At 72.3% G+C, this 25,907-nt stretch carries 28 protein-coding genes; 17 read left to right on the forward strand and 11 right to left on the reverse strand.

The features are described 5' to 3' along the window. Positions 1 to 10: 10 nt before the first annotated feature. The 6 genes from AC067U_RS11235 to AC067U_RS11260 all read right to left on the reverse strand — a co-directional run bounded on the left by AC067U_RS11235 (position 11) and on the right by AC067U_RS11260 (position 6,160). Complete coding sequence (locus AC067U_RS11235; RefSeq protein ID WP_478829373.1) at positions 11 to 1,216, reverse strand: acyltransferase family protein; 1,206 nt, start codon at positions 1,214 to 1,216, stop codon at positions 11 to 13. Next, entirely contained in the window at positions 1,209 to 2,168 is a 960-nt protein-coding gene (locus AC067U_RS11240) for an alpha/beta hydrolase (RefSeq protein ID WP_478829374.1), read from the reverse strand. Before AC067U_RS11240 ends, AC067U_RS11235 begins: the two co-directional genes overlap by 8 nt. A 170-nt stretch (positions 2,169 to 2,338) precedes the next feature. Further along, positions 2,339 to 2,839: a nuclear transport factor 2 family protein gene (locus tag AC067U_RS11245; protein ID WP_478829375.1), complete on the reverse strand. Its 501-nt coding sequence runs from the start codon at positions 2,837 to 2,839 to the stop codon at positions 2,339 to 2,341. A gap of 79 nt (positions 2,840 to 2,918) precedes the next feature. Further along, a complete protein-coding gene (locus AC067U_RS11250; RefSeq protein ID WP_478829376.1) occupies positions 2,919 to 4,766 on the reverse strand; it encodes a serine/threonine-protein kinase in 1,848 nt (615 codons plus the stop codon). A gap of 88 nt (positions 4,767 to 4,854) precedes the next feature. Continuing rightward, a complete protein-coding gene (locus AC067U_RS11255; protein ID WP_478829377.1) occupies positions 4,855 to 5,367 on the reverse strand; it encodes a MarR family winged helix-turn-helix transcriptional regulator in 513 nt (170 codons plus the stop codon). Between the two features lie 73 nt (positions 5,368 to 5,440). Beyond that, positions 5,441 to 6,160, reverse strand: coding sequence for a DJ-1/PfpI family protein (locus tag AC067U_RS11260; protein ID WP_478829378.1), 720 nt, complete (start codon positions 6,158 to 6,160; stop codon positions 5,441 to 5,443). 214 nt (positions 6,161 to 6,374) lie between these two features. Between AC067U_RS11260 and AC067U_RS11265 the strand changes: the two genes are divergently transcribed. From AC067U_RS11265 to AC067U_RS11275, 3 genes are all read left to right on the forward strand, one after another. Beyond that, positions 6,375 to 7,751 (forward strand): aminotransferase class III-fold pyridoxal phosphate-dependent enzyme, encoded by a 1,377-nt coding sequence (locus AC067U_RS11265; RefSeq protein ID WP_478829379.1) that lies wholly within the window; start codon positions 6,375 to 6,377, stop codon positions 7,749 to 7,751. A gap of 65 nt (positions 7,752 to 7,816) precedes the next feature. Continuing rightward, entirely contained in the window at positions 7,817 to 8,557 is a 741-nt protein-coding gene (locus AC067U_RS11270; RefSeq protein WP_478829380.1) for a GntR family transcriptional regulator, read from the forward strand. A gap of 136 nt (positions 8,558 to 8,693) precedes the next feature. Continuing rightward, complete coding sequence (locus AC067U_RS11275; RefSeq protein ID WP_478829381.1) at positions 8,694 to 9,344, forward strand: hypothetical protein; 651 nt, start codon at positions 8,694 to 8,696, stop codon at positions 9,342 to 9,344. Positions 9,345 to 9,475: 131 nt separating this feature from the next. Here the strand turns inward: AC067U_RS11275 and AC067U_RS11280 are convergent, their stop codons facing one another. Further along, positions 9,476 to 10,228 (reverse strand): SLATT domain-containing protein, encoded by a 753-nt coding sequence (locus tag AC067U_RS11280; RefSeq protein ID WP_478829382.1) that lies wholly within the window; start codon positions 10,226 to 10,228, stop codon positions 9,476 to 9,478. Between the two features lie 271 nt (positions 10,229 to 10,499). Between AC067U_RS11280 and AC067U_RS11285 the strand changes: the two genes are divergently transcribed. The 9 genes from AC067U_RS11285 to AC067U_RS11325 all read left to right on the forward strand — a co-directional run bounded on the left by AC067U_RS11285 (position 10,500) and on the right by AC067U_RS11325 (position 17,550). Next, entirely contained in the window at positions 10,500 to 10,844 is a 345-nt protein-coding gene (locus AC067U_RS11285; RefSeq protein WP_365110881.1) for a YbaB/EbfC family nucleoid-associated protein, read from the forward strand. A gap of 81 nt (positions 10,845 to 10,925) precedes the next feature. After that, positions 10,926 to 11,525 (forward strand): recombination mediator RecR, encoded by a 600-nt coding sequence (recR, locus tag AC067U_RS11290; RefSeq protein ID WP_478829383.1) that lies wholly within the window; start codon positions 10,926 to 10,928, stop codon positions 11,523 to 11,525. After that, the gene (locus AC067U_RS11295; RefSeq protein WP_478829384.1) at positions 11,518 to 12,177 is read left to right on the forward strand and encodes a DUF5063 domain-containing protein; all 660 of its coding nucleotides are present in this window, start codon (positions 11,518 to 11,520) and stop codon (positions 12,175 to 12,177) included. The genes recR and AC067U_RS11295 overlap by 8 nt, the downstream gene beginning before the upstream one ends. Before the next feature lie 84 nt (positions 12,178 to 12,261). Beyond that, complete coding sequence (locus AC067U_RS11300) at positions 12,262 to 12,819, forward strand: superoxide dismutase family protein (protein ID WP_478829385.1); 558 nt, start codon at positions 12,262 to 12,264, stop codon at positions 12,817 to 12,819. 89 nt (positions 12,820 to 12,908) lie between these two features. Then, on the forward strand, positions 12,909 to 13,124 hold the full coding sequence (locus tag AC067U_RS11305; protein ID WP_478829386.1) for a hypothetical protein: 216 nt from the start codon (positions 12,909 to 12,911) through the stop codon (positions 13,122 to 13,124). Between the two features lie 122 nt (positions 13,125 to 13,246). Next, positions 13,247 to 14,527: an aspartate kinase gene (locus tag AC067U_RS11310; protein WP_478829387.1), complete on the forward strand. Its 1,281-nt coding sequence runs from the start codon at positions 13,247 to 13,249 to the stop codon at positions 14,525 to 14,527. After that, entirely contained in the window at positions 14,524 to 15,597 is a 1,074-nt protein-coding gene (locus AC067U_RS11315) for an aspartate-semialdehyde dehydrogenase (RefSeq protein WP_478829388.1), read from the forward strand. The genes AC067U_RS11310 and AC067U_RS11315 overlap by 4 nt, the downstream gene beginning before the upstream one ends. A gap of 244 nt (positions 15,598 to 15,841) precedes the next feature. Then, complete coding sequence (locus tag AC067U_RS11320; RefSeq protein WP_478829588.1) at positions 15,842 to 16,510, forward strand: SigE family RNA polymerase sigma factor; 669 nt, start codon at positions 15,842 to 15,844, stop codon at positions 16,508 to 16,510. After that, entirely contained in the window at positions 16,507 to 17,550 is a 1,044-nt protein-coding gene (locus AC067U_RS11325; protein WP_478829389.1) for a hypothetical protein, read from the forward strand. Before AC067U_RS11320 ends, AC067U_RS11325 begins: the two co-directional genes overlap by 4 nt. On the opposite strand, the gene AC067U_RS11330 is transcribed toward AC067U_RS11325, so the two are convergent. Next, the gene (locus tag AC067U_RS11330; protein WP_478829390.1) at positions 17,534 to 18,370 is read right to left on the reverse strand and encodes an SURF1 family protein; all 837 of its coding nucleotides are present in this window, start codon (positions 18,368 to 18,370) and stop codon (positions 17,534 to 17,536) included. The two genes, AC067U_RS11325 and AC067U_RS11330, sit on opposite strands and share 17 nt — an antisense overlap. Before the next feature lie 112 nt (positions 18,371 to 18,482). Beyond that, complete coding sequence (locus AC067U_RS11335; protein WP_478829391.1) at positions 18,483 to 20,273, reverse strand: S9 family peptidase; 1,791 nt, start codon at positions 20,271 to 20,273, stop codon at positions 18,483 to 18,485. Between the two features lie 109 nt (positions 20,274 to 20,382). Here AC067U_RS11335 and AC067U_RS11340 point away from each other — a divergent pair, with 109 nt between their 5' ends. From AC067U_RS11340 to AC067U_RS11350, 3 genes are all read left to right on the forward strand, one after another. Next, positions 20,383 to 20,553, forward strand: a complete 171-nt coding sequence (locus tag AC067U_RS11340) for a hypothetical protein (protein WP_478829392.1) — start codon at positions 20,383 to 20,385, stop codon at positions 20,551 to 20,553. A 113-nt stretch (positions 20,554 to 20,666) separates the two neighbouring features. Continuing rightward, positions 20,667 to 21,986 (forward strand): cytosine deaminase, encoded by a 1,320-nt coding sequence (gene codA / locus AC067U_RS11345; RefSeq protein ID WP_478829393.1) that lies wholly within the window; start codon positions 20,667 to 20,669, stop codon positions 21,984 to 21,986. Positions 21,987 to 22,032: 46 nt separating this feature from the next. Beyond that, positions 22,033 to 22,614 (forward strand): HD domain-containing protein, encoded by a 582-nt coding sequence (locus AC067U_RS11350; RefSeq protein WP_478829394.1) that lies wholly within the window; start codon positions 22,033 to 22,035, stop codon positions 22,612 to 22,614. A 25-nt stretch (positions 22,615 to 22,639) separates the two neighbouring features. On the opposite strand, the gene AC067U_RS11355 is transcribed toward AC067U_RS11350, so the two are convergent. Then, on the reverse strand, positions 22,640 to 23,440 hold the full coding sequence (locus AC067U_RS11355) for a DUF4118 domain-containing protein (RefSeq protein ID WP_478829395.1): 801 nt from the start codon (positions 23,438 to 23,440) through the stop codon (positions 22,640 to 22,642). A gap of 522 nt (positions 23,441 to 23,962) precedes the next feature. Here AC067U_RS11355 and AC067U_RS11360 point away from each other — a divergent pair. Together AC067U_RS11360 and AC067U_RS11365 are read left to right on the forward strand one after the other, a co-directional pair. After that, on the forward strand, positions 23,963 to 24,262 hold the full coding sequence (locus tag AC067U_RS11360) for a hypothetical protein (RefSeq protein ID WP_478829396.1): 300 nt from the start codon (positions 23,963 to 23,965) through the stop codon (positions 24,260 to 24,262). A 7-nt stretch (positions 24,263 to 24,269) separates the two neighbouring features. Further along, positions 24,270 to 24,485 (forward strand): hypothetical protein, encoded by a 216-nt coding sequence (locus tag AC067U_RS11365; protein ID WP_478829397.1) that lies wholly within the window; start codon positions 24,270 to 24,272, stop codon positions 24,483 to 24,485. A gap of 315 nt (positions 24,486 to 24,800) precedes the next feature. Here AC067U_RS11365 and AC067U_RS11370 read toward each other — a convergent pair whose 3' ends face one another. After that, entirely contained in the window at positions 24,801 to 25,883 is a 1,083-nt protein-coding gene (locus AC067U_RS11370) for a pentapeptide repeat-containing protein (RefSeq protein WP_478829398.1), read from the reverse strand. Positions 25,884 to 25,907 lie beyond the last annotated feature (24 nt).

The raw sequence follows: 25,907 nt of genomic DNA on the forward strand, positions 1-25,907 counted from the left end.
ACCGGTCAGCCTAGGCATGGGCCAGTCCTTTACGGGACGCAACTTCGGGCGTGATGCCGGGCGTGATGCCGGGCGCGATGTGTCGCCGCACGGGGCGCCCTTCGTACGTGCGGAACGCTGCCAGGCAGACGCCCAGGGCCAGCCCGAACACCGGCACCCACAACAGCCGGACGGGTATCCAGCCAGGCCCGTCCGGCACGGTGTGCAGACCGGGCAGGTCGCCCCCGGCGAGCAGGCCCAGGGCGGTGACGGCCATCATCGCCGTCTGGTGCCACAGGAAGACCGTCATCGCGGACAGGTTGAGCAGGGCCACCCCGGCCCACGCCGTCGGCCGGCGCATCGCCCGCGCCAGCGGCCCGCGGAGCAACAGCGCCAGCCCGCACTGCGCCAGACCGAACGTCACCGCGGCCAGCGTCGGCGGGTTCAGATTGGACACCGGCGCTCCCGGCACGCCCACCATGGACGCCGGATAGCCGCCCCACAGCACCAGCGCCACGGTGGCCGCAACCCCTCCGGCCAGCACCACCACCGGAGCCCGCCGACCGGCGAACGCCCCCCGCGCCCAGGCGGCCCCCAGGGTGTACGGGACCAGCCAGCCCGCGGCCACGTTGATCCAGCCGGTCCACTCGGGCGCGCCGAAACCGAACCGGGCGAGGTCCACGTGCAGGACGACGGCCAGCGGCCACAGCGGATGGAGCCGCGCCACCAGCGGGGTCGCCGCGGTCAGGACGGCGAACACCAGCAGGAACCACAGCGGGGACAGCACCAGTTTCAGCAGGGCGCGTACGGTCTCCGGCGAGGCGCCGCCGAGCAGCATCCCCGCGGCGGTCACCGCCCACAGCAGCAGCACCACGGCCACCGGCCGGAACAGCCGGCCCAGCCGCCCCGCCACCCACGCGCCGTAGGACACCCCGCGTGCCCGGGCCGAGGCATGGCTGCGCGCTCCGACGTGCCCGCCGACGAGGAAGAACACCGCGAGGGTCTGGAACAGCCAGGACACCGGCGCCAGCCACGGCATGTCCACCAGCGGGCTCGTGGTGGCCAGACCGCCGTCCGACGTGGTGAGGGCGGTGACCAGCCAGTGCCCCAGGACCACTCCGAGGATCGCGAGGGCCCGCAGGGCATCCACGGACCGGTCCCGTCCGGCCGGGGTGGCCGCGTCCACCCGGGCGGCTGACGCACGGCAGCGGCGGAGCAGTCCACGGAGGTCAGGCACGCCCTTCCTCCGATCCGTCGCCGAGCACGATCCGGGCGAGGCTGTCCAGGGACCGGGTGCCGGACCTCAGGTAGTCGCTGTGGCCGGCGGGCCCGGCCTCGAAGCGGCGGGCGCCGAAGGCCGGGTCGAGGGGGTCGGTGCCGAAGCCCAGGCCGGCGAACCGGACGTGCGGCACCCCGGCTATCCAGTCCTCGCTGCCGCGCCCGGCCCAGACGCGCGCCCGGGTGGGCAGTTCGTCCGCCCGGGCGGCCCCGGTACCGGGACTGCCGAACAGGGCGATGTCGCCGACGGCCGGCCCGGTCTCCGTACGGGCGCAGACCACCGAGCCGTACGAGTGGCAGAGCAGCGAGTGCCGCGCCCCGGCCGGGCCCAGCCGCCGCAGCAGCTCCAGGAACGCGCCCAGTTCTCCGGCGGCGTCGTCGGCGCGGTCGGCGGAGAGCACGGCCGGGCTGACCGTGCCGGGGGTGTCGTACCCGAGCCAGGCCACCACCGCGGAGCCCGGATGCTCCGCCCGGAGGCGCTGCTGCAGGGAGACGGCCCCGGCACGGAACCTCTGGTAGGTGTCCAGCGTCGTGTCCGAGCCGGGCACCAGTACGGCGACGCGGTCAGCGGTCTCCAGATCGCCGAGGACCTCGACGGCCCGGCCGTCGCCGCGCCCGTCGAACGCGAGGAACTGCGCGGATCCGCCGGCCGCCATGGCCCGCAGCCGGTCCGCCCGGCCGGTCCGCCCGGCGTCCTCCGCCATGCGGACCGCCTCCGCGAGACCGTCCCGGTTGGCGGCGTACCGCTCGGCGGGCGTGGCGCCATCGGCGAACCGCACCGCCGCGGGCGCGGGCACCCGGGCGGACGCGGCGGCGGACACCGGAACCACGACGGCGGCGGCCACCAGCGCGGCGAGCAGCGTGCGGCGCAGCCGACCCGGGCGGCGCGGTCCGGGAGCCAGACGTGTCATGTCGGTGTTCCTTCACTCCGGTCACGATCGCGGACACGGACACGGACACGGACACGGTCACGGTCACGGTCACGGTCGCGATCGAAGAGCGTGCTGCTCTTCTGATCCGAAGTTAGGAATCAGCCCCCATGGTCGTCGTCACACTGTGGAGCCGCCTTTGCGCGTAGCTCTCAGGTATGACGCGGGCTACTTGAGAGGGGCTCGACGTATCCCGACCGCCAGCTCGGCGCGGGGTCCTGGCCGGGGGTCGTCCAGTACTCGCGGGCCTCGACGACCTCCCCGTCGCGAACGGTCCACCACGAGACGGCCCGGTAGACGACGTGGTCCAGCGGCATCTCGACCTCGGTGACGACGAGTTCCCCGTCCGCGAGGATGCGCAGGAGCTGCACGGACCGCTCCGCCGATCCGTCCGCGTACGCCTCGACCCCGTGGGCCTCGACGCCGTACGCCTCGCCCGCGTACGTATCGCCCCCCAGCGCCTCGTCCCCCAGCGCCTCGTCCGCGTACAGCTCGTTCCTGTTCACCGCGATGAAGTTGTCGCGCCCGACGATCCGTTCACCGCTGACGGGCCATTCGATGACCACGTCGTCCGCCACGAGACTGGCAACTCCGTCCCAGTCGCGTGCCTCGATCCGTTCCCACAGTCTCGCAACTATTTCCAACGGCTCCATGCGCCGCAGTCTGCGGCGCCTTTTCCACCGGCAACAAGCTTCACTTGCAGGCTTATTGACTTCGACACAATTGCCGGATTCAGCGGCGGTAGACCAAGGGTGCGCTCCCGCTGCCCACCAGCTCGCGCATGAGACTGCCATCACCCTGCAGGGTGATACGGCTCCACACGCCCGGTGCGCAGGGGGTCGGGCCGTAGGTGAGGGCGGACGGGCTCAGCTCGATGGGCGGACCGGCCGATTGCAGGGTCGCCGACCAGCCGCATTCGTATTCGGGGGTGCGGAGCTCCAGGCGCATGACGGAGTCGCCGACCTTGCCCTCGGAAAGCGTCAGCTTCCAGGACCAGGCGCCGGCTTGCGTCGTCCAGGTCCCGAGGTAGGCGGCCGGAATTCCCCCGGGGGTGGCCGCGGGGGTCGAGGGGCTCGCCGTGCCGCCGCCCGAGGCGGCCGACGAGGAGCCCGAGGAGCCCGAGGAGCCCGAGGACCCCGAGCCGCCCTTGGGGTCCGCGGTCCCGGAGGCCCCGCCCGATCCCGTGGACTGCGTGGGAGCGGTGGCGCTGGTACTCGGGGAGGCGCTCGACCCGGCGCCCCGGTCCCCGTCCGCGCTCATCACGGCGTACACGGTGGCGCCGGCGGCCACCGCCACGACGGTGGCGACGGCCACCAGGAAGGCGGTCGAGGCCGCGCGGGGCCGAGCGGCCGGCGGCGGGGGCGGGGGAGCGGAGTAGTACGCCGGACCCGCCGGCCCTGGCCCGTAGCTCGGCGCCGGGCCGTAGCTCGGGTACACCGCAGGAGCCACGGAAGGCACGGGCGCCACCGGCATCGCCGGGGGCAGCGCGGGAGGCGGGCCCGCGGGCCCGGCCGGACCCGCCGGGAAGCCGCCGCCCGCCAGGCCGGGCGGTGCGGCCAGCGTGGGCGGGTCCTGCGGCGGCCGGTCGGCCTGCCCGGGGTGCGCCGCCACCGGCCCCGCCGCCCCGGCAGGGACGGCCGGTTCCGGACCCGCGTCCTCGCGCCCCAGCAGTTCCACGGCGTGCCGTCCGAGCTGGGCCACCAGGGCGCCCGGAAGCCACGGCTCCAGCGCCTTGCCGTCGGCGACGGTGTCGCCGGCGCCGACCCGGGCCAGTACGTCCGCCGGGCTGGGCCGGTCCGCCGGCTCCTTGCGGAGGCAGTCGGCGACGAGCTCGCGGAGCTCCGCCGGAACGGCACTCAGGTCCGGTTCCGCCTCGGTGATGCGGAGGAGCAGCGGGGCCAGCCCGCCCGCCGTCTCCGTGTCGCCGAACGGCAGCGCGCCGGTCGCCGCGTACGTGAGCACGGCCCCCAGGCAGAAGACGTCGCAGGCGGGGGTGACGGCCTCGCCGCGGAGCTGCTCCGGCGCCATGAATCCGGGGGACCCGACGAGTTCGCCGGTCCGGGTCAGTCCGGCGTCCGCCGATCCGGTGTCCTCCAGGGCGCGCGCGATCCCGAAGTCGATGACGCGGGGCCCGTCGATGGTGAGCATGACGTTGGACGGCTTGAGGTCGCGGTGGATCAGCCCGGCCGCGTGGATGTCCTGCAGGGCGTACGCGAGTCCGGCGGCGAGGATCCGCACGGACCGGGTGGGCAGCGGGCCGAAGTCCCGGGCGACGACCTGGCGGAGGCTGGTTCCGGCGACGTAACCGGTGGCCAGCCACGGCGTCTCGGCCTCGGTGTCGGCGTCGAGGACGGGGGCGGTCCATTCGCCGCCGACGCGGCGGGCGGCGGAGACTTCCTGGCGGAAGCGACGGCGGAACTCCTCGCGCCGCGCGAGGTCGTGGTGCACCAGCTTGACCGCGACGGTGCGGCCGCGGTCGGACCGCGCCAGGTAGACCTGTCCCATGCCGCCGGCGCCCAGCCGGGACAGCAAGCGGTAGGGACCGATGCGATGCGGGTCCCCCGGATGCAGTTGCTCCATGGCCGTGTGTCCCTCCCCCTGGGCAGGCCGAACAGGCCGAGAATAGTCGGCCGCTCCGGGTGCCCGCAGCGAGAGGGACGATGACGGTTCAGTTCCGGTTGCCGCCGCCGGGCGTCGCCCGGGTCCCCTCCGGGGCGGCCGCGAGCGTGTCCATCGCCCGGGACAGCCGTTCCAGGACCCGGACCGTCTCGGCGAGACCGGACTCTCCCAGCTCCCCGGCCAGTCGGGCCGCGAGTGCGGCGTGACCAGGGCCGATCCGCCCGACGGCCGCACGGCCGGCCTCCGTCGGGCGGAGCAGCTTGGCCCGCCGGTGCGCGGGGTTGGGGACGTACTCGGCCAGTCCTCGCTCGGCCAGCAGGTCCGCGACGCGCTGGACGCTCTGCCGGGTGATGCCCATCTCGCGGGCGATCCCGGCGACCGGGAGCGGCTCGCTCAGGACCGCACCCAGCACCTGCCACCAGGCCGCGGTCAGCCCGGCCGGGCGGGCCAGCTCCTCCGACACGGCCAGGAACTGGCCGTTCAGCCGGAAGACCCCGAGCGCCGTACGACTGAGCAGGTCCTGCCGGTGCCGCCCGGCAGGCACCCCAAGCTCCGCAGTCACCGCAAGCTCCGCAGGAACCCCCAGCTCTGCAGTCACCTCAAGCCCCTCAAGCCCCTCAAGCCCCTCGGACACCTCAGGCCTCACCGTTCTCCGCCGCCGCCATCAGCACCGGGAACGCGCTCGGGTCCGAGTCGTGGAACAGGCGGTACCAGGCCTCGCGGACCTCCGGCCCGTACGCGCCCAGCCGGGCGAACACCTCGCGGGCGAAGGCCACCGGCTCCGTCGGACCCGCCGTGATCAGGTCGCCGTCGGTCACCGCGTCGGTCTCGACGTACTGCTCGCCGCCCGCGTATCCGGTCTCCGCGAGGTAGAACGAGGCCGCGCTGGTGTGCGCGCGGTCGTCCAGCAGACCCTCCCGGGCCAGCCCGGCCGTCGCCCCGCAGATGGCCGCCACCGGGACGCCCGCGGCGAGGAACTCCCGGGCCTTGGCCGCGAACGGGGCCAGCGCGTCGCCGGTGTCCCACAGGCTGGCGCCCGTGAGGATCAGCAGGGAGGAGTCCGCCGGGTCCAGGTCGGCCAGCGCCGAGTCGGGCTGGATGCGGACGCCGGCCATGGTCGCCACCGGCTTCTCCGCGTCGAGCGCGACCGTACGGATCTCCCAGCCGCGCTGGGCCAGGTGGGCCGTGGTGTGGCCGGTCTCCCAGTCGGCGTACGTGTCGTACACCGCGAGATGGACCGGCTTGCGCGCGGCAGCGGCGCCCGCAGCGTCAGCGACGCCGGTGTCAGTGCCAGCGCCAGCGCCAGCGCCAGTGCTGGTGGTGCCGGTGGTGCTGGTGTTCATGGGGCTGGTCATTCCGTTCGCCTCCATCGTCCCGTCCACGCATCCCCGTAGGATGTATGACAGTAGGCTGTCATATCGGCAGCATGCTGTCAATGAATTTCCGCAGGGGGCAATCCGTAGCGCACCCGGCAGGGGCATCCGGCCGGACAGACTGCCGAGGCCCGGCGGCCACCGCCATACAAGGCGCCGATACCGCCTCCCACCTGCACACTTCTAGCCTCCCCGTATGACCCCTCACCCGCAGCCCGCCACCGCCGATGCCGCCGCCGGCGCCGCCGTCAAGGCCGCCGACCGCGCGCACGTCTTCCACTCCTGGTCCGCCCAGGCCCTCATCGATCCGCTCGCCGTCGCCGGGGCCGAGGGGTCGTACTTCTGGGACTACGACGGCAACCGCTTCCTGGACTTCTCCTCGCAGCTGGTCAACACCAACATCGGCCACCAGCACCCCAAGGTCGTCGCGGCGATCCAGGAGCAGGCCGCGAAGCTCTGCACCCTCGCGCCCGGCTTCGCCGTCGACGTCCGCTCCGAGGCCGCCCGCCTGATCGCCGAGCGCACCCCCGGCGACCTCGACAAGATCTTCTTCACCAACGGCGGTGCCGAGGCCGTCGAGAACGCCGTTCGCATGGCCCGTCTGCACACGGGCCGGCAGAAGGTGCTCAGCACCTACCGCTCGTACCACGGCGCCACCGCCGCAGCCATCAACCTCACCGGCGACCCCCGCCGCTGGCCCTCCGACACGGCCTCCGCCGGTGTCGTGCACTTCTGGGGCCCGTTCCTCTACCGCTCGCCGTTCCACGCGACCACCGAGGCCGAGGAGTGCGAGCGCGCCCTCGCGCACCTCGCCGACACCATCGCCTTCGAGGGCCCGCAGTCCATCGCCGCGATCATCCTGGAGACCGTGCCGGGCACCGCCGGGATCATGGTCCCGCCGGCCGGCTACCTCGCGGGCGTACGCGAGCTCTGCGACCGCCACGGCATCGTCTTCGTCCTCGACGAGGTCATGGCCGGCTTCGGCCGCACCGGAAAGTGGTTCGCCGCCGAGCACTGGGACGTCACCCCGGACCTCATCACCTTCGCCAAGGGCGTCAACAGCGGCTACGTGCCGCTCGGCGGCGTCGCCATCTCGTCCGCGATCGCCGAGACCTTCGCCACCCGCCCCTACCCCGGCGGCCTCACCTACTCCGGGCACCCGCTGGCCTGCGCCGCCGCCGTGGCGACGATCACCACCATGGCCGAGGAGGGCATCGTCGAGCACGCCGCCCGCCTGGGCGAGGACGTCATCGGCCCCGGCCTCGCCGAACTCGCCGAGCGTCACCCGTCGGTCGGCGAGGTCCGCGGCCTCGGTGCCTTCTGGGCGGTGGAGCTCGTACGGGACAAGGAGACGCGCGAGCCGCTCGTCCCGTACAACGCGGCCGGGCCCGACAACGCCCCCATGGCCGAGTTCGCCGCCGCCTGCAAGAAGTCCGGCCTGTGGCCCTTCGTCAACATGAACCGGACGCACGTGGTCCCGGCCTGCAACATCTCGGAGACCGAGGCGAAGGAGGGCCTGGCGCTGCTCGACGAGGCGCTCACGGTCGCCGACCGGCACACCACCTCCGCCTGAGCCCCACACGGCCCGACCGCTGCCTGGCCTAAGGTGTCCGGAACACTGCAAAGGAGACGGACCCCATGCCAGGCAGCGGAGCTGTCACCCGCAACACCCTTCGCCGGCAGATCGCGGACGCGCTGCGCGACGAGGTGCTGGCGGGACGCCTGCACGCGGGCAGGGAGTTCACGGTCAAGGAGATCGCCGAACAGTACGAGGTCTCCGCGACCCCGGTGCGCGAGGCGCTGGTGGACCTCTCCGCCCAGGGGCTGCTCGAATCGGTCCAGCACCGCGGCTTCCGGGTGAAGGTGTTCACCGTCGAGGACTTCCGCGGCATGATCGAGGCGCGCAAGCTGATCGCGGACGGGATCTTCCGGCAGCTGGTCGAGCGCGGCACCGGTCCGGGCTGCGGTGAGCGGCTGGTCTCGGTGCGCCGCCGGGCCGAGGAGGCGCAGCGGGCCGCGGAAAGCGGCTCGCTGGAGGTCCTGATCGGCTACGACCTGCGGTTCTGGCGGGAGCTGGGCGAACTGCTCGGCAACGAGTACATCAGCGAGTTCCTGCACCGGATCCGGGTGCAGTGCTGGGTCTTCGCCGTGCCGTACCTGCAGGGTGAGCCGGAACTGCGCACCCGGCTCTGGTGCGGGCACAGCCGACTGCTGGACGCGGTGACCCGGGGCGACGCGGAGGAGGCGCGCCGGCTGGTCCAGGAGTACAACCAGAGCGGCCTGGACTGGGCCGCGCAGCTCGTGGAGGCCGGGGCGCGGCCAGGGGGCAGGCCCGGGGCCCGGTCCGGCGGCCCGAGCGGGGTCGGGCCCGCGGTCTGAGCGGGGTCGGGCCCGCGGCCTGAGCCGAACGGGGTGCCGGCGACTGGGTGCGGCCGACCCCTTCGCGGAGCGTGTTCGGCGGACTACGCTGGCCCGACCAGCGGAACGGCTGACTCGACGACCGATCGGAGCCCGCGTGGCCTGTGACCTGTGGCTCGTTCCCCTTGTCGACGTGCTGTGCCACAGCCCCGACAACCCCTTCGCGGAAGAGATCGCCGCCTACGACAAGGCGCTCGGCGAGGCCGGGCTGCCCTCGGTACCGGTCTTCGCCTACATGCCTGGCCTGTCGGGGGACGTGGCCCCGGTGGCCGGTTTCGACTACGACGCCCTGCACTTCCTGCGCCGGGCCTACCTGCTGCAGATCTGCGGGCTGCCGGTGACCCCGGTGGACGAGCTCGGCGGTGACTACGAGCAGCTCCTGGAGATGTTCGAGGCCACGGCCCAGGAGTCGCACCTGGTCTGGCACTACGACCACGCCGGGGCCTACGTGCCGGTGGACTTCGCGGTTCCGCTGGCGAACGAGGAGCTGCTGGCCGGGGGAGGCCCGCTGGGCTCGGCGCAGGGCCTGCTGCGGGAGCTGGCCTTCGTGGCACCGGCGATCGGTATCGACCCGGCCAATCCGCCGGCGGCCCCGGCCCCGCCGGGACGGGCGACCTCCCTGGAGGAGTCCGCGGGTCCGATTCCGTACGACGACAGCCCCTTCGCGCGCGAGCGGCACGTGTGGCTGGGCCTGCACGCCGCCGCCACCCGGAGCCTGGGACAGGGCTCGATGATCATCTTCAGCTGAGCGGCGCGACGCCCGGTGCCGGGGCCACCCGGCGCCGGAGGTTCGGCCGGTCAGCGGCCCAGAAGGTCAGCGGGCCAGCACATCAGTGGATCAACGGGCCGGCAGCTCAACAGGACAGACCGGCCGGCCGGTCAGCGGGGCTGCTCCGGCGGGCGCTGTCTCGGCATGTTCGGCCGGGTCCCCGGAGGCAGCGGGAAGCGGCTCGCGTGGCCGCCCGGCTCCGGGATGCGCGGGGTGGCGGCCGGCAGGGACTGCATCAGCAGCGGCGCCGGTCCGGAACGGAACTCGACCATCCAGTCGGCCGTCTCGGACCGCACCAGGTCGCTGATGTCCTCCTGGAACCGGCGCAGCACGGTCAGGCAGCGCTCGGCCGCCTCGCTCGCGGTCCCCTCGGTCGGGCCGAGCACCTCGCGCACGTTCTCCGAGGCCCAGTCGAACTGCAGGGTCTGCAGCCGGCGCTGCACCGCCTGGGCGGTGGCCACGTCGCGCATCCACCCGGAGGTCAGCCCGAAGAACCGGTCGCAGGCCAGAGCGGCCCCGGCGAGCAGCAGGGAAAGGTATCCGTACGCCGACGCGCCGGGCGCCGAGCCGGTCAGCTCCAGCAGCGGCATGGAGGCGCCCACGACCGCGCCGAGGGCCGCGCAGGCGCGCAGCAGCCGGGCCCCACGCCGCTTCCACGCCCGGTCGGACATGTACCACTCCGAGGTGCGCAGCGCGTCGGCCTCGACCCGCCGGTACAGCTCGTCGAGCCGCTCCGCCGGCTCGCCCCAGTCCCCGAGGGGGAACGGCCGGCCGGTCAGGTCGCCCGCCGCCTTCGCCCCGCTGCTGCCTTCCTCCCGGGGATCCCGGGGTGGGCCCTCGGGCTGCATCTCCGGCTGGCTCACCCGGCACTCCCTCTGCCTGCGCTGACTGTGGTGGTGCGCGTGTGCGCAATGGTGCGCATGCTCGTCCATGCTCTTCCTACCTCCGAATGGCGGGCCGTGGGCGACGATTCCCGGGATTTCCGCCCGCAAGGAGGTCTTGATCAGGTACCCGCGCGCAGTGTCTCTCACTCGAAAGAGTTGGTCCTCACGGCGTAGGGCGCGTGGGCCGGGGAAGCCGTAGGCTCGGTTTGACCGATGACGCAGCAGGACCAGCAGAACTCAGGAGTGAACCGTGATCCCCGGTGGTGGCCAGCCCAACATGCAGCAGCTGCTCCAGCAGGCCCAGAAGATGCAGCAGGACCTCGCCGCGGCGCAGGAGGCCCTGGCGGCGGCCGAGGTCGAGGGCCAGTCCGGCGGCGGTCTGGTCAGGGCCACGGTGACCGGTTCCGGCGAGCTGAGGGCCCTGGTGATCGACCCGAAGGCGGTGGACCCGGAGGACACGGAGACGCTCGCCGACCTGGTGGTGGCGGCGGTCCAGGCGGCCAACGAGAATGCCCAGCAGCTCCAGCAGCAGAAGCTGGGTCCGCTGGCGCAGGGTCTCGGCGGCGGCTCGGGCATCCCCGGCCTCCCGTTCTGACCCCGCTCCGACCCCGTTCCGACAGACACACAGACACAAGATCCACTGATCCACTGATCCACTCGGGAAGAAGGCAGTCCGTTGTACGAAGGCGTGGTCCAGGACCTGATCGACGAGCTGGGCAGGCTGCCCGGCGTCGGGCCCAAGAGCGCGCAGCGGATCGCCTTCCACATCCTGCAGGCCGAGCCCACCGACGTGCGCCGGCTGGCGAAGGCCCTGCTGGAGGTCAAGGAGAAGGTCCGGTTCTGCGCGGTGTGCGGCAACGTGGCGCAGGAGGAGCAGTGCGCCGTCTGCCGTGACCCGCGCCGCGACACCACGGTGATCTGCGTCGTGGAGGAGCCCAAGGACGTGGTCGCGATCGAGCGGACCCGCGAGTTCCGGGGCAGGTACCACGTGCTCGGCGGGGCGATCAGCCCGATCGAGGGGGTCGGCCCGGACGACCTGCGGATCCGTGAGCTGCTGACGCGGCTGGCGGACGGCACGGTGACCGAGCTGATCCTGGCCACCGACCCGAACCTGGAGGGCGAGGCCACCGCCACCTACCTCGCCCGGATGATCAAGCCCATGGGCCTCAAGGTCACCCGCCTGGCCAGCGGCCTCCCCGTCGGAGGAGATCTGGAGTACGCGGACGAGGTCACGCTCGGGCGGGCCTTTGAAGGAAGGCGACTTCTTGATGTCTGACGCAACGCTGCACGCCCTGGCGCAGGATCCGGACGACTTCGCCGTCCAGATCGCCGACCAGATCGAGTCCTTCATCGTCGCCGTCACCGAGGTGGCCAAGGGCGAGGACCCGGACAGCGCGGTGCCCTTCCTGCTGCTGGAGGTGTCCCAGCTGCTGCTGGCGGGCGGGCGGCTGGGCGCGTACGAGGACGTGCTGCCCGACGAGCGGTACGAGCCCGACCTCGGACCGGAGCCGGACGTGGACGAGCTCCGGGAGCGGTTCGCGTACATGCTGGACCCGGTCGACGTGTACTCCGAGGTCTTCGACCCGTACGAGCCGCGCAAGGCGCCGGTCGCGCACCGGATCTCCGACGACATCGCCGACGTGGTCGCCGATCTGCGGCACGGCCTGGCCCACTACCGGGCGGGCCGTACCACCGAGGCGCTGTGGTGGTGGCAGTTCTCGTACTTCACCAACTGGGGCACCACCGCCTCCGCCTGCCTGCGCGCCCTCCAGTCGCTGGTGGCCCACGTACGGCTGAACCAGCCGCTCCAGGAGCTGGACGGCCTGGACACCGACGAGGACCTCGGCGAGGACGACCTCGCCGAGCAGGCCGGCGCGGTGATGGTCCAGGAGCTCGGGAACATCGGCCGCCGCCAGGCCCGCTCCTGACCGCTCGCCGCGCGGACACGGCTCCGGGTGGCTAGCGTGGAACGAGGGGGAAGATCCGCAAGGCCCTGCTGAGAGGGACGTGTCATGTCTTTCCTCGTGTCCGCGCTCGCCGTCCCGTTCGCCGCCGTCCTCTCGCTGAGCGGACTGCCCGCCCAGGACGTCACGGTGAACGAGGCGTTCCGAGCCCCCGGGGGCTCGGCCGCGCCCACCGCGGTGACCTACGACGCCGCGGCCGTACCGGTCGGGGCGCGGGTCCAGGTCACCGAGCGGGTCCAGAACGACGGCAGGACCCAGGTCGAGCTGAAGGTCCAGGGGGCACAGCCGAACCGGACCTTCGGCGCCCACATCCACCAGAAGCGATGTGGCCCCGCCCCCGCCGACGCCGGACCGCACTACCAGGACAAGGCGGACCCCAAACAGCCCTCCACCGATCCCGCCTACGCCAACCCGCGCAACGAGGTGTGGCTGGACTTCCAGACCAACGGGAACGGCGACGGCAGCAGCGCCGCCACCGTGGACTGGCGGATCCGGCCCGGCGCGGCGGGCTCCGTGGTGATCCACGAGCACGTCACCCACACCGGCCAGGGCGTGGCCGGCACCGCCGGGGACCGGCTCGCCTGCGTCAACGTGCCGTTCGAGTGACGGCGTCCGGCGCCGGAACGGAATGCAGGGCCTCCGGGTCGACGAAGGGCACGGCCCGGGTGGGCCGGGACTGCCAGGAGAGCGGCCAGGTGTTGCCGCCGAGCGCCGGGACGCCGACGCAGATCACCGTCCGCTGCCCGGTCCCGGACCGCTGCACCCCCAGCGGCCAGGCGTACGCCTTCGAGGTGCCGGGCGGCAGCAGGAGGTACATCCACCGGGATCCGGCCGCGTCGCACACCATCGGCCCGGCGTACGGCGTCGAAGCGACCCTGGCCACCGAGGCGCTCAAGGACTTCGCCGGCTGATCATCGGGTGACCCCATATGTCTCATGATGTGGTACGCCGAGGTCGGATGCCGGTCGCTCGATAGACTGGCCCGCGGCCGCAGTACCGACTGCGGACGTAAGGGACTGAGCGAGGAGCGCACGTGGGCCTTGTCGTGCAGAAGTACGGAGGCTCCTCCGTAGCCGATGCCGAGGGCATCAAGCGCGTCGCCAAGCGGATCGTCGATGCCAAGAAGAACGGCCACCAGGTGGTCGTCGTGGTGTCAGCGATGGGCGACACGACGGACGAGCTGATCGATCTCGCCGAGCAGGTATCCCCGATGCCTGCCGGGCGTGAGTTCGACATGCTGCTGACCGCCGGAGAGCGGATCTCCATGGCCCTGCTGGCCATGGCGATCAAAAACCTGGGCCACGAGGCCCAGTCGTTCACCGGCAGCCAGGCAGGCGTCATCACCGACTCGGTCCACAACAAAGCGCGCATCATCGATGTCACGCCGGGCCGGATCCGCACCGCACTGGACGAGGGCAACATCGCCATCGTCGCCGGCTTCCAGGGCGTGTCCGCCGACTCCAAGGACATCACCACCCTCGGTCGGGGCGGGTCGGACACGACCGCCGTGGCGCTGGCCGCCGCGCTCGACGCCGAGGTCTGTGAGATCTACACGGACGTCGACGGCGTGTTCACCGCCGACCCGCGCGTGGTGAAGAAGGCCCGGAAGATCGACTGGATCTCCTCCGAGGACATGCTGGAGCTGGCCGCCTCCGGCTCCAAGGTGCTGCTGCACCGCTGCGTGGAGTACGCGCGCCGTTACAACATCCCGATCCACGTGCGGTCGTCCTTCTCCGGACTTCCCGGTACCTGGGTCAGCAACGAGAAGCCCGAGTCGCAAGGGGACCAGCAGGTGGAGCACGCCATCATCTCCGGAGTCGCCCACGACGTCTCCGAAGCCAAGATCACGGTCGTCGGGGTTCCGGACAAGCCGGGCGAGGCCGCGGCGATCTTCCGTGCCATCGCGGACGCCGAGATCAACATCGACATGATCGTGCAGAACGTGTCCGCCGCGGCGACCGGTCTGACGGACATCTCCTTCACCCTCCCCAAGACCGAGGGCCACAAGGCCATCGACGCGCTGGAGAAGGCGAAGACGGCCATCGGCTTCGACTCGCTCCGCTACGACGACCAGATCGGCAAGATCTCCCTGGTCGGCGCGGGCATGAAGACCAACCCGGGCGTCACCGCCGACTTCTTCAAGGCGCTGTCCGACGCGGGCGTCAACATCGAGCTGATCTCCACCTCGGAGATCCGCATCTCGGTGGTCACCCGCCAGGACGACGTGAACGCCGCCGTCATCGCCGTGCACACGGCCTTCGGCCTGGACTCCGACAGCGACGAGGCCGTCGTCTACGGAGGCACCGGACGATGACCGCCGACCGGTCCTCCCGCCCGGCGCTCGCCGTGGTGGGAGCGACCGGAGCTGTCGGATCCGTTTTGCTCCGGATCCTGCCCACCCGGGCGGATCTCTGGGGCGCCGTACGCCTGATCGCCTCCGCGCGCTCGGCCGGCCGCATGCTGGCCGTCCGCGGGGAGGAGACCGAGGTGCTCGCCCTGTCCGATGACGCCTTCGACGGCCTCGGGCAGGGCGACGTCGTCGTTTTCCTGACCCCGGCGGAGGTCTCCGCCCGCTGGGCCCCGGCGGTGACCGCGCGCGGCGCGGTGGCCGTCGACACCTCCGCCGCGTTCCGGCTGGACCCCGAGGTGCCCCTGGTGGTGCCGGAGGTCAACGCCCACGCGGCGCGGATCCGGCCGCGCGGGATCGTCGCCGGTCCGGACTGCGTCACCGCCGCGATGATCGCCGCGGTGGGCGCGCTGCACGCCGCGTTCTCCCTCACCGGGCTGACCGTCTCCTCGTACCAGGCGGCGGGCGGCGCCGGGCGGGCCGGCGCCGAGGCGCTGCGCCGCCAGCTGTCGGTGGTCGCCGGCACCGCTCTGGGCGAGGCGCCCGGGGACGTGCGCCGGGCCGTGGGCGAGGACACCGGCCCGTTCGCGGCCCCGCTGGCCCTCAATGTGGTGCCCTGGTCGGGCGAGCTGCGGGAGGACGGCTGGTCCTCGCACGAGCTCGCGGTGCGCGCCGAGACCCGCCGCATCCTGGGGCTGCCCGCGCTCCCGGTCTCCGTCACCTGCGTCCAGGTGCCGGTGGTGACGGGGCATTCGCTGACCGTCCGGGCCCGGTTCGCGGAGCCGGTGGCGGCGGCCGAGGCGCGTGAGGTCCTGGAGACCGCTCCGGGGGTGGTGGTGGTCGACGATCCGGCGGCGGGCGAGTTCCCCACCCCCGCGGACGCGGCGGGGACCGATCCGGCCTGGGTGGGCCGGTTGAGGTCCTCGCTGGACGATCCGTACGTGTTGGAGTTCTTCGTCTGCGCGGACAATTTGCGCAAAGGGGCCGCTCTGAATGCCGCTCAGATCGCGGAGCTGATCGTGGGTGAATTCGCGTAAATCGCTTTGTAGGATCATCACCGATCCCTTGATCAAGGTGATGGCCCGACTGCCACCTGGAGAAACGGGGCATTCGGGAAGAGCGGGTACGCATGAGGGCAATGGGTGAATTGCTGTTGAGTATGCCTCGCGCGTACAACCCTGACGGGGGGACGCGCGTCCAACTGGCGTGGCAGAGGCACTACTCGACTTCGCCGTTGTCCCGGCGCGCACCGGAATCGTTCCGCCGCGCCGGCGCTCACGCATCCCCGGCCCCGGTGGGTCGCCGGTGATCGTGCCAGACAAGACGGCCGGCTCACCGACCACCCGCGGCGGCCGCGTGCCGTCTCCCAGAGACAGCGCGGAGGGCGCCGTCGGCGCCCCCGCCTCCGGGAACGCCGGCAGGGCGGCACCCGTCCCGGCCGACGGAGAGGTCGTCGCGGGCACCACGGTCGACCACCTGACGGAGACCTACCGGACGCACTACCGGTCCCTCCTCGGACTGGCCGCGCTGCTCCTCGACGACACCGCCTCCTGCGAGGACGTGGTCCAGGAGGCCTTCATCCGCGTCCACTCGGCCCGCAACAGGGTGCGCGACCGGGAGAAGACCCTGGCGTACCTCCGCCAGACCGTGGTCAACCTCTCGCGCTCCACGCTGCGCCGCCGCATCCTCGGTCTCAAGCTGCTCTCCAAGCCGATGCCGGACATGGCGAGCGCGGAGGAGGGGGCGTACGACCAGCTGGAGCGGGAGGACCTGATCAAGGCGATGCGCGGGATCCAGCGCCGGCAGCGCGAGGTCCTGGTACTGCGCTACTTCGCAGACATGACCGAGGCACAGGTGGCCGAGACGCTGGGCATATCCCTGGGCTCGGTGAAGGCGTACGGATCGCGGGGCATTGCCGCGCTGCGGGTGGCGATGGAGGCCCAGACGTGACGGAACCGAACATCCCCGACAACTCGGCGGAAGCCGAGCTGCGCAGCCTCTTCCACGGAGCGGTCAGCAGTCTCGAACCGTCCGACGGCGCGCTGGACCGGTTGCGGTACGCGGTACCGCGGCGCCGGGCCCGCAAGCGACGGGCCATGATCGGCGCGGCGGTCGCGGTGGTGCTGGCCGGGGCGGGCATTCCCACAGTGCTGCAGCTCACCGGGGGCCCGGACTCCTCCCAGGGCACGAAGACCGTCGCGGGCCACGGCCAGGGCACCGACGGCGACACCGGCGGCGGCGACCCGAACCTCGCCAAGCCGGGCGGCGGCAAGGGCAAGGCCTCGAAGTCGCCGGGCAGGGGCAAGGGCAGCCCCCAACCGGGGAAGCCGGAGCCCGTGACCAGTCAGCAGCCGCACACCCCGGACGTCGGTACCTCGGGTACGGCGACCGGCGGCGATCCCTCCGCGGGCAAGCCCTCGAAGGGCAAGACCGGCCCGTTGCCGCCGGCCTCGGCCCCGCCGGCCCCGGCGTGCCGGCCGAACCAGCTGGGCACCGTCGCGGAATCCCAGACCCCCGACGCGGACGGGAAGGTGTACGGCTCCTTCCGCGTCACCAACGTGTCCTCCCAGGGCTGTGTGGTGAACGGGGCGGGTGTGGTCACCGCGGTGACGGCCGGCTCCGGCAGCCAGGGGACGGTTCCGGTGGTGCGCCACACCGACAGCGACCCCGCGTCCGGACTGACCCCGCCGTCGTCCTCGGCCGAGTCGCTCATGCTCCCGCCGAACACGGCCTACGAGGTGCAGTTCGCATGGGTGCCCAACGAGGACCCCTGCCCCTCGGGGACGCCGAACTCGACCGGATCGACCGGCACCGGGCCGGACGGCAGCGCGGACGGCACGGCCGGCGCGGACACCCTGAACGGGCAGAACGGTGAGGGCCTCTCGGTCAGCCACACGGCGCAGCCGGGGGCAACCGAGAGCAAGACGACGATCCCGTCGGCCTGCGGCACCGGGACCGTCTACCGGACGGGCGTCATTCCGGTCGCGTAGCCGTGGCCGCGGTCGTCACTCCGGCCGGGGCCGCCACGGCGGTCCCGGCCGTCCCCGCGGACGGCTCGGGTCCGTCCAGGCCGGCCTCCGCGTCGCGAATGGCCTCCACCTCGCGGCGGTAGAGCCGGAACCACATGAACAGCACGAAGGCGGAGAAGACGAACCACTCGCCGGTGTAGCCGAGGTTCTGGAACGCCTTCAGGTCCAGCCCGGTGTCGGCCGGAGCCGCTGCCGGGACCGGGGTCATGCCGTCCGTGCCGGTCTGCACGGTCACCCAGGCGTCGTACAGCTCGTACGGCACCAGGTTCACCAGGGACGCCGCCCCGATCACCCCGAGCTGCCCGGCCGGCAGACCGCCGGAGGCGTGCACCCCCTCCGTGCCGGAGTTCTCCGGGGCCTGCAGCGCGCCGGTGACCTGGACCCGGCCGGCCGGCGGGGCGGGGGCCCGGCCGGCGTCCGCCGCGCCCGGCAGCCAGCCGCGCACCACCGGCAGGGTCCGGCCGCCGTCGGTCCGCAGCAGGGTCAGCACGTAGAAGCCGGACTTCCCGTCCAGCCGCCGCTCGGGCACCAGGAACTGTTCCGCGTACTCGCCCGAAGCGGACGCGAGCCGTCCGGAGGTCACCTTGTCCACCGGCAGCAGCGAGTCCAGCGGCGCCGCCGCCTCCGCCTCGGGCCGGGCGGAGGTGGCCTCCCGGTGCGTGTCGACGCGGTCCTCGAACCGGCCGAGCTGCCAGGTCCCCATGAACAGGCAGAAGGGGACCGCCAGCACGACGAAGATGTTGATCCCCCACCACCGCGGGGTCAGCAGAAAGCGGTGCACCCCTCCACCGTACGGGCCCGCCGCCGGTGCCCGGCCCCCGGGGCGGACCGCGGACCGGCCCCCGGGAACCGGGCGCGGAAACCGGCGCGGAAACCGGGCCCGCGGCCGGCCCCTACGGCGCCAGGTGCCGGAGGGCGAACTCGATCTCCATCCGGACCTGCTTGATCCGCTCCTCCACCACCAGCGAGCCGTGCCCCGCGTCGTAGCGGTACACCTCGTGGACCGCGCCCCGGGCGGCCAGCCGGTCGACGTAGTTGTCGATCTGCCGGATCGGGCAGCGAGGGTCGTTGACCCCGGCGGCGATGTGCACGGGGGCGCGGACCGCGTCCACGTACGTCAGCGGGGACGAGGCGGTGAAACGGTCCGGGACCTCCTCCGGGGTGCCGCCGAACAGGGTCCGGTCCAGCGCCTTGAGGGCCTCCATCTCGTCGTGGTACGCCGTCACGTAGTCGGCGACCGGTACGGCGGCCAGCCCGACCGCCCAGTCCCCGGGCCGGGTACCCAGGCCGAGGAGGGTGAGGTAGCCGCCCCAGGACCCGCCGGACAGCACCAGCCGGTCCGGGTCGGCGAGGCCCGAGGCCACCGCCCACTCCCGGACCGCCGAGACGTCCTCCAGCTCGATCAGGCCGACCCGGTGCTTGAGCGCGTCCGTCCATTCCCGGCCGTAGCCGGTGGAACCCCGGTAGTTGACCCGGACCACCGCGAAACCGTGGTCGAGCCAGGCCGCCGGAGCGGCGGCGAAGGCGTCACTGTCGTGCCAGGTCGGCCCGCCGTGGATCTCGAAGACCGTCGGGAACGGGCCCTCGCCGCGCCCCACCGGACGCTGCGCGAGCGCGTGGATCCGCCCGCCAGGCCCATCGACCCAGACGTCCTGGACGGGCACGGAGCCGGGTGCGGTCATGCCGGGCGCGTCGAGCACGATGCCGCCGGCGGTCGAGCGCACGGAGGACGGCTCGGCCGCCGAGGACCACAGGTACTCGACGGTCCCGTCGGGGCGGGCGGTCGCCCCGGACACGGTGCCCGGCGGGGTGTCGACGCGGACGAGCTCACGGGTGGCCGGGTCGAACCGCCACAGCTCGCTGCGCGCCTCGTAGCCGTGCTCGACCAGCAGGGCGCTGCCGTCCGGGTACCACTGCGCGCCGACGTCCCCCGGCAGGTCGAGGGCCAGGTCCGTCTCGGTGCCGGTGGCCACGTCCCAGATCATCGGCTCCCAGCGGCCGCGCCGCTGGTGGCCGACCAGCAGCCGGGTGTCCCCGGCGACCGGGGCGAAGCCGAGGACTTCGAGGCCGAGTTCCTCGGCGCCGCCCTTGGTGTCGTCGAGTTCCGCGACCGTGCTGCCGTCGAGCGCGACCACCCGGAGCGAGGCGTGCATGGCGTCGCCGTGCTCGGTGTGCTCCAGGGCGATCAGGGTGCCGTCGTACGAGAGGTCCCCGACGCCCGCCGACTCGCGGTGCCGGTAGATCTCCACGGGGGCCGTGCCGTCGGCGCGGGTGACGTGGACGGTGGTCCCGTCCTCGTCGGTGGAGCGGCCGACGACGGCGGTCCCGTCGCGGCCGATGGCCAGGCCGGCCGGGTAGGAGGGGGCGAGGCCGGGGGTGGCGGGCTCGTCCGGCCCGCCCGCGAAGGGCTGCCGGACCCAGGTGCCGAACTCGTCGCCATCGGTGTCGGAGAACCACCAGATCCACTCGCCGTCGGGGGAGAGGGTGCCGTCGGTGGTGCCGTTGGGCCGGTCGGTGGCCTGCCGGCGGGTGCCTTCGGCGCGGTCCCAGGCATAGAGCTCGTAGGTGCCGGTGGCGTTCGAGACGAACAGCGACCGGTCCGGGGCGTCTTCCGCCCACTCGGGCAGGCCCACGCGCGGAGCGCGGAAGCGCTTCTCCCAGTCGGGCATGTCGTTGGTGGTCATGCCCCCCATTCTGTCGGGATGCCGACTGGGCCGAACGGGGGGAGAGTGGCACGTGTACGCCCCCAGAGCTCCGAGTCGAGTTCACCGCGCTCTCCGAGGAGGAGTGATCATGGCCAAGAAGGCTCGTACCGGGAAGTCCGGCCACCATGATTCAGAGCAGGCGATGGCGAAGAACACGGCGGCCGAGGCACGTGCCAAGGCCGCGGTCAAAGACGTAGCGCAATCGCTCTCGGCGAAGACGAGCGGCCTGCACCACAAGGCTCAGGCCAAGCGCGGCTGAGTCCCGGCACCGGTGGCCAGACCTGCGGCTTCGATGAGGAAGCCGCAGGTCAGGTCTGTGACCGGGGAGAGCGGGACGGCGCACGGGAATCGAGGCGGACCAAGGGTGAGCCCATGCTGATGATCGTCCGCGGGGCGCGGCTGTACACGGGGGACGGCCGGGTCGAGCCCGGCCTGGTCGACGTGGAAGTGGCCGAGGGAGGGCATGTCGCGCGGGTGGTCCCGTACGACGACCAGAAGGAGCCGCCCGCCACCGGCACGCTGATCGAGGCGCACGGCGCGCTGCTCAGCGCCCCGTTCGTGGAACCGCACATCCACCTGGACACCGCCCTGACGGCGGGGGAGCCGCGCTGGAACGCCTCGGGCACCCTGTGGGAGGGCATCGCCTGCTGGAGCGAGCGCAAGCGGACGCTGACCCGCGAGGACGTGGTCGCCCGGGCCACGGAGGTGCTGCGCTGGCAGGCGGCGCACGGGGTGCTGCACGTCCGGACGCACTGCGACGTCACCGACGAGGGGCTGGTGGCCCTGGAGGCGCTGACGGAGGTCCGGGACCGGGTCCGGGACGTGATGACCCTGCAGATCGTCGCCTTCCCCCAGGAAGGCATGGTCTCCTACCCGGGCGGGGAGCGGCTGCTGCGCGAGGCCGTGGCCAGGGGCGCGGACGTGGTCGGAGCGATCCCGCACTTCGAGGACACCCGGGAGGACGGGGTGGCCTCCCTGCACCTGGCCTTCGCCCTGGCCGAGGAGCACGGACTGCGGGTCGACGCGCACTGCGACGAGATCGACGACGAGCAGTCCCGTTACGTCGAGGTCCTGGCCACCCTGGCGCTGCGGAGCGGGCTGCGGGACCGCGCCACGGCCTCGCACACCACCGCGATGGGCTCCTACAACGGGGCGTACAGCTACAAGCTCCAGCGGCTGCTGGCCCGTTCCGGTATCAACCTGGTGGCGAACCCCTTCGCCAACCTCAACCTCCAGGGCCGGTTCGACGGCTACCCCAGGCGCCGGGGCATGACCCAGGTGAAGGAGATGCTGGCGGCCGGGGTGAACGTGGCCTTCGGCCACGACGACGTGATGGACCCGTGGAACGCCCTGGGCACCGCCAACCCGCTGCAGACCGCCCTGGTCGGGCTGTACGCGGCCCAGCTGACCGGCGCGGACGAGATCCCGACGGCGTTCGCGATGGTCACCGACCGCGCCGCGGCGGTGCTCGGCATCTCCGAGGAGTACGGCGTCCGGCCCGGGAACCCCGCCGATTTCGTGCTGCTGCCCGCCCCGTCACCCGCCGAGGCGGTCCGCCGCCAGGTCCGTCCGCTCCACGTGGTCTCCCGGGGCCGGGTGGTGGCCCGGACCCCCGCCACCCCGACCCGGCTGACCTGGCCCGGACAGGACCCGGCCGACGTCGACTTCACCCGCCCCGCACCCCGTCCGTAAAGTGATCACCTTCGGTGCGGCGGGTGACGGCGGAGGGGGAGCACACATGTGGCACATCGAGGGAAGGGCGACGGAAGCCGCCCTGGAGATCGCCGCGGAGTACGCGGACGAGGCACTGCTGAACCACTCGGTGCGCTCGTACGCCTTCGCCGCCCGCTACGCCGAGGACCACGGCCTGTCCTTCGACGCCGAACTCCTCTACGTCTCGGCCCTGCTGCACGACCTCGGCCTGACCGCCCCCTTCGACTCGCACACCCTGCCGTTCGAGGAGGCCGGCGGCCATGTGGCCAAGGTCCTGACGGCCGGGCTGGGCTGGCCGGCCGACCGCCGGGAGCGGGCCGCCGAGGTGATCGTCCTGCACATGCGGGAGGACGTGACCGCGGCGGAGGACGTCGAGAGCCACCTGCTCCAGGTCGGCACGAGCGCCGACGTGTCGGGCCTGAGGGCGGAGGAGTTCGACCCGGACTTCCGGGCCGCGCTGCTGACGGCCCATCCGCGGGCCGGTTTCGGCGACCGCTTCCTCGCCCTGGTCACCGACCAGGCGGCCCGCAAGCCGGACTGCGCGGCGGCCGCGCTGGTCTCCGGCGGAGTCGCCGCCCGGATCGCGGCCAACCCGCTGGACCGGTAGCCGCCGGCCGGCGCCCGGCCGGAGGTCAGCCCCGCGTCTCGCCCGCCTCGTGGCCCGAGTGCAGCGCGGCCCCGGCCTCCGCCGCCAGTGCGACCGCCACCCGCCTGGCCTGCAGCGGCGGCAGCGCACCCGGGACGGGGTCGAGCAGGAACCGGCCGTACGGGTGACCACCGCCGCTGACGGGCAGCTCGACCAGGCCGTCCGGCCACCGGTCCGGCCAGTAGGTGCACTCGGCGTCGTCGGTGCCCAGGCCCTGCCAGATGGTCCCGCCGTGCTCCAGCCGCGGCAGCCGGCCGGCCGGGTGCACTGCCGGATGCCCGTGCCCGGCGCGCGGCACCGCCTCGAACCGGCACCCCCGCAGCCCCAGCAGCCCCACCAACTGCCCGCGGACGTGCTCGACCAGTTCCTCTGGCCCCGCGGTGCCCTCCTCGGCGAGCCGTACGGTCTCCTCCAGCTTCGCCAGGTCGGCGGCGTCGGCACTCACCTCGCCCTGCAGGGTGCGCGCCCGTACCGCGACCTGCCCGACGATCAGGCCGGTCACCAGCAGCAGCACGGCCGTCTGGAGTTCCTCCCCGCTGTCGATGGTGAACTGCTGGTACGGACGGGTCAGGAAGAAGTCGAACCAGGCGACGGCGGACAGCGCGGCGAGCGCCCCGGCCGCCCGCGTCCCGAGCGCCGCGATCCCGACCACCACGATGACCAAGACCAGGGCCTCGTTCGTCGCCGAGAGGTCCTCCCGGAACGGCACCAGCAGGAGCGCCACCAGGAACGGGACCACCACGGCGGCCGCGAGCACGGCACGGTCACGCACTCGTTTCCCGGACATCGCCCGCCTCCTGTCTTCCCGGCCCGATCCACGCTGCCAGCCCCGGCGCACCCGCGCGAGCGCAGGCCCGCCGAGGTTTCGTCGCGGCCGGGGCTTTGGGGACGGGTGGCTCAGCCGCCTGGCCCGTGGTGGAGACCGCTGCCGTCCGCGACCTTCGCAGCGTGGGTTCAGGCCGACGAGCCATGGGACGCGGTTTCCGGATCCGGCTCCCGGGCGTACTGATGGCCCGAACGGCGTAATCGGCCCACCGACCTATTTGATCACTCTTCGTAGTGGATATGTGCTTGGCGGAGAGCCCAAGTGCCGTCTGGAGGAGTTCCGCCCTGTGAAAGGACACTCCGCAGAAAGGCACCAGACATGGTCAGTCATCTCGCAGTCCGCGCCACGACAGCCGTCGCCGCAGCGGTCGCGCTCGCACTCTGAACGCCGGCGCAGGCCCACGCCGGCGCCGTCGGCTCCACTCCGGTGGCCACCTTCGACTACGAGGTCGGGGGCGTCACCATGAAGGTCCCCACAGGTTGCATGTTCACCCACATCGTTCGCGGCGAGGGCAAGAAGATCACCTACCAGAACGCAGGCGTCGACTGCGGCTTCGTCGGAGCCCTCAACGCCGGCTTCCGCAACTGGCGCATCGACTTCACGTACGCCGACACCAACAACAAGACGTACAAGACCTCGCGCGGCAAGACCCACACCGAGTGCAAGATCAACCCCATGCGGGACAACGCACCACAGACGCTTCCGCGCTACGGCAAAGCCTGCGCCCACCTCAACGTCAATGGGGTCCGTCGGGTCAGCCAGTGCCACCACATCACTAAGTGAGCAGCGCATGACCACCCAGCCCACTCCGGAAGACTCCGCTCAGGATGCCAAGCGCCGCCGCGCCGGCATCATCGCCTTCGTCGTCGGCACCGTCGTATCCCTCGCCTTCTTCGCGTTCTTTCCCGGCCTGCCCCACGTCATCGACTGGGGCGCGATTCTCGTGGCCCTGGCAGTCGGCGCGGTCGCGCGTTGGGCATACCGGGCTTGGGACGCGAAGAGCTGAATGCCTTCAGGGTGATCAGAAGGGCCTTCGCAGCGATCCGCTGCACCGTTAATCACCGCTGCCTCTCCGGTCCGACTCTCCGGGGAGCCCCCAAGGCAGGGGTCAACGCCAGGCCCCTGATCTGGTCTTACTCTGTCGGGGTGGCGGGATTTGAACCCACGACCTCTTCGTCCTGAAGCGATCCGACCAGCAGTCCGCCCACTGGCCACCATGTCGTTCACCTGCGGCAACGGTCCCTGAGTATCCGTGTTCGTTCGTATCTGTGCGCCGCCGTTGTAGCGCAGATAGATCCTCAATCGACAGCCTCGAAAGGTGTCACCTGGACTGCGGTAGCCCACGGGCACCCTTCAACTTGGCCCCGTCGAACCTCGCTCCGCGGACCTTGGCCCCGGTGAAGTCTGCATTCCTAAGGTCCGCGCCGGCCAGGTTGGCCCCGGTCAGGTCTGCACCCCTGAGGTCCGCTCCTAACAGGAACGTCTCTTTGAGGTTGGCGCCACTGAGTTTCGCGCCAGCCAGACTCGTGCAGTTCTCTTGGCTGCCCAACCAGGAAAAGGCTGGGTCAGGGCAGAACTCTGTGCCCGAGAGGTTCACACCGGCCAGGTCTGCCCCGCCCAGGTTCGAGTCGGTCAGGATCATGCCTGACATGTCGGCGCAGGCGCGCTCATGACTTCCCTCGGGGACCCCTCTCCCTACCACCCCGACTTCTGTGCAGAAGGTCGTGTCGGTGAGGTTTGCTCCGGACATGTTCACTCCGTCGAGGTACGCACCCGACAGGTCTGATTTTGTCAGGTCCGCCTGCTCCAGACTCGCACGGTTGAGTTGGGATCCGAGCAGCGACGCTCCCGAGAGGTTTGCCCCGGTGAACACTGCATCCTCCAGATTCACCCAATAGAAGTCGGCGCCCCTGAGATCTGCTTCGCGCAGGACCGCCAAACGAAAGGGAATCAGGTTTGGGTAGCCGAAGAGTTCCATCCCGGGCAGAGCGGAACGGCTGAGATCGATCCGCACTCCCTGGTCGCGCTCGGGGCGGCGATTTCCTAGCACGGTCACCACCGCCTGGAGGTCGGCTGGCGGTGGGGGTTGTTCATAGGCGGATAGCACAGGCGCCTTCTTGGCGTCGGCGGCCCGAACGGGGGCGTGCTGACGTGCATACGCGGTCAGGACCGACACCACAGTGGGGTGATCGCGGGGGGAGTCGCGCATGATCTGTTCCAGCGCGTAAATCCCCCCGAGCCGTACATCCAGGGAAGCCGACCCCAGATTGCTGACCGCAGCGTTGAACCGGCTGGTGATCTGCCCCCGCTCGACGATCCCCAATTCCTTGTTGGTCTGTGTGACCTGCATCCAGGTGAACAGCAGGGCAACCAATGCTGCGAGTCCGGGCAGGCTGGCAGCCACCAGTCCACCCCAGTGGATTCCCTC

Source organism: Streptomyces sp. NPDC043853, assembly GCF_056436025.1.

Excerpts from the sequence above, each read along its gene's own strand:
- AC067U_RS11240 (WP_478829374.1), bottom strand. The coding sequence starts at position 2,168 with ATGACACGTCTGGCTCCCGGACCGCGCCGCCCGGGTCGGCTGCGCCGC.
- AC067U_RS11245 (WP_478829375.1), bottom strand. The coding sequence starts at position 2,839 with ATGGAGCCGTTGGAAATAGTTGCGAGACTGTGGGAACGGATCGAGGCA.
- AC067U_RS11250 (WP_478829376.1), bottom strand. The coding sequence starts at position 4,766 with ATGGAGCAACTGCATCCGGGGGACCCGCATCGCATCGGTCCCTACCGC.
- AC067U_RS11260 (WP_478829378.1), bottom strand. The coding sequence starts at position 6,160 with ATGACCAGCCCCATGAACACCAGCACCACCGGCACCACCAGCACTGGC.
- AC067U_RS11265 (WP_478829379.1), top strand. The coding sequence starts at position 6,375 with ATGACCCCTCACCCGCAGCCCGCCACCGCCGATGCCGCCGCCGGCGCC.
- AC067U_RS11270 (WP_478829380.1), top strand. The coding sequence starts at position 7,817 with ATGCCAGGCAGCGGAGCTGTCACCCGCAACACCCTTCGCCGGCAGATC.
- AC067U_RS11295 (WP_478829384.1), top strand. The coding sequence starts at position 11,518 with ATGTCTGACGCAACGCTGCACGCCCTGGCGCAGGATCCGGACGACTTC.
- AC067U_RS11300 (WP_478829385.1), top strand. The coding sequence starts at position 12,262 with ATGTCTTTCCTCGTGTCCGCGCTCGCCGTCCCGTTCGCCGCCGTCCTC.
- AC067U_RS11315 (WP_478829388.1), top strand. The coding sequence starts at position 14,524 with ATGACCGCCGACCGGTCCTCCCGCCCGGCGCTCGCCGTGGTGGGAGCG.
- AC067U_RS11335 (WP_478829391.1), bottom strand. The coding sequence starts at position 20,273 with ATGACCACCAACGACATGCCCGACTGGGAGAAGCGCTTCCGCGCTCCG.
- AC067U_RS11340 (WP_478829392.1), top strand. The coding sequence starts at position 20,383 with ATGGCCAAGAAGGCTCGTACCGGGAAGTCCGGCCACCATGATTCAGAG.
- codA (WP_478829393.1), top strand. The coding sequence starts at position 20,667 with ATGCTGATGATCGTCCGCGGGGCGCGGCTGTACACGGGGGACGGCCGG.
- AC067U_RS11350 (WP_478829394.1), top strand. The coding sequence starts at position 22,033 with ATGTGGCACATCGAGGGAAGGGCGACGGAAGCCGCCCTGGAGATCGCC.
- AC067U_RS11355 (WP_478829395.1), bottom strand. The coding sequence starts at position 23,440 with ATGTCCGGGAAACGAGTGCGTGACCGTGCCGTGCTCGCGGCCGCCGTG.
- AC067U_RS11360 (WP_478829396.1), top strand. The coding sequence starts at position 23,963 with ATGTTCACCCACATCGTTCGCGGCGAGGGCAAGAAGATCACCTACCAG.
- AC067U_RS11365 (WP_478829397.1), top strand. The coding sequence starts at position 24,270 with ATGACCACCCAGCCCACTCCGGAAGACTCCGCTCAGGATGCCAAGCGC.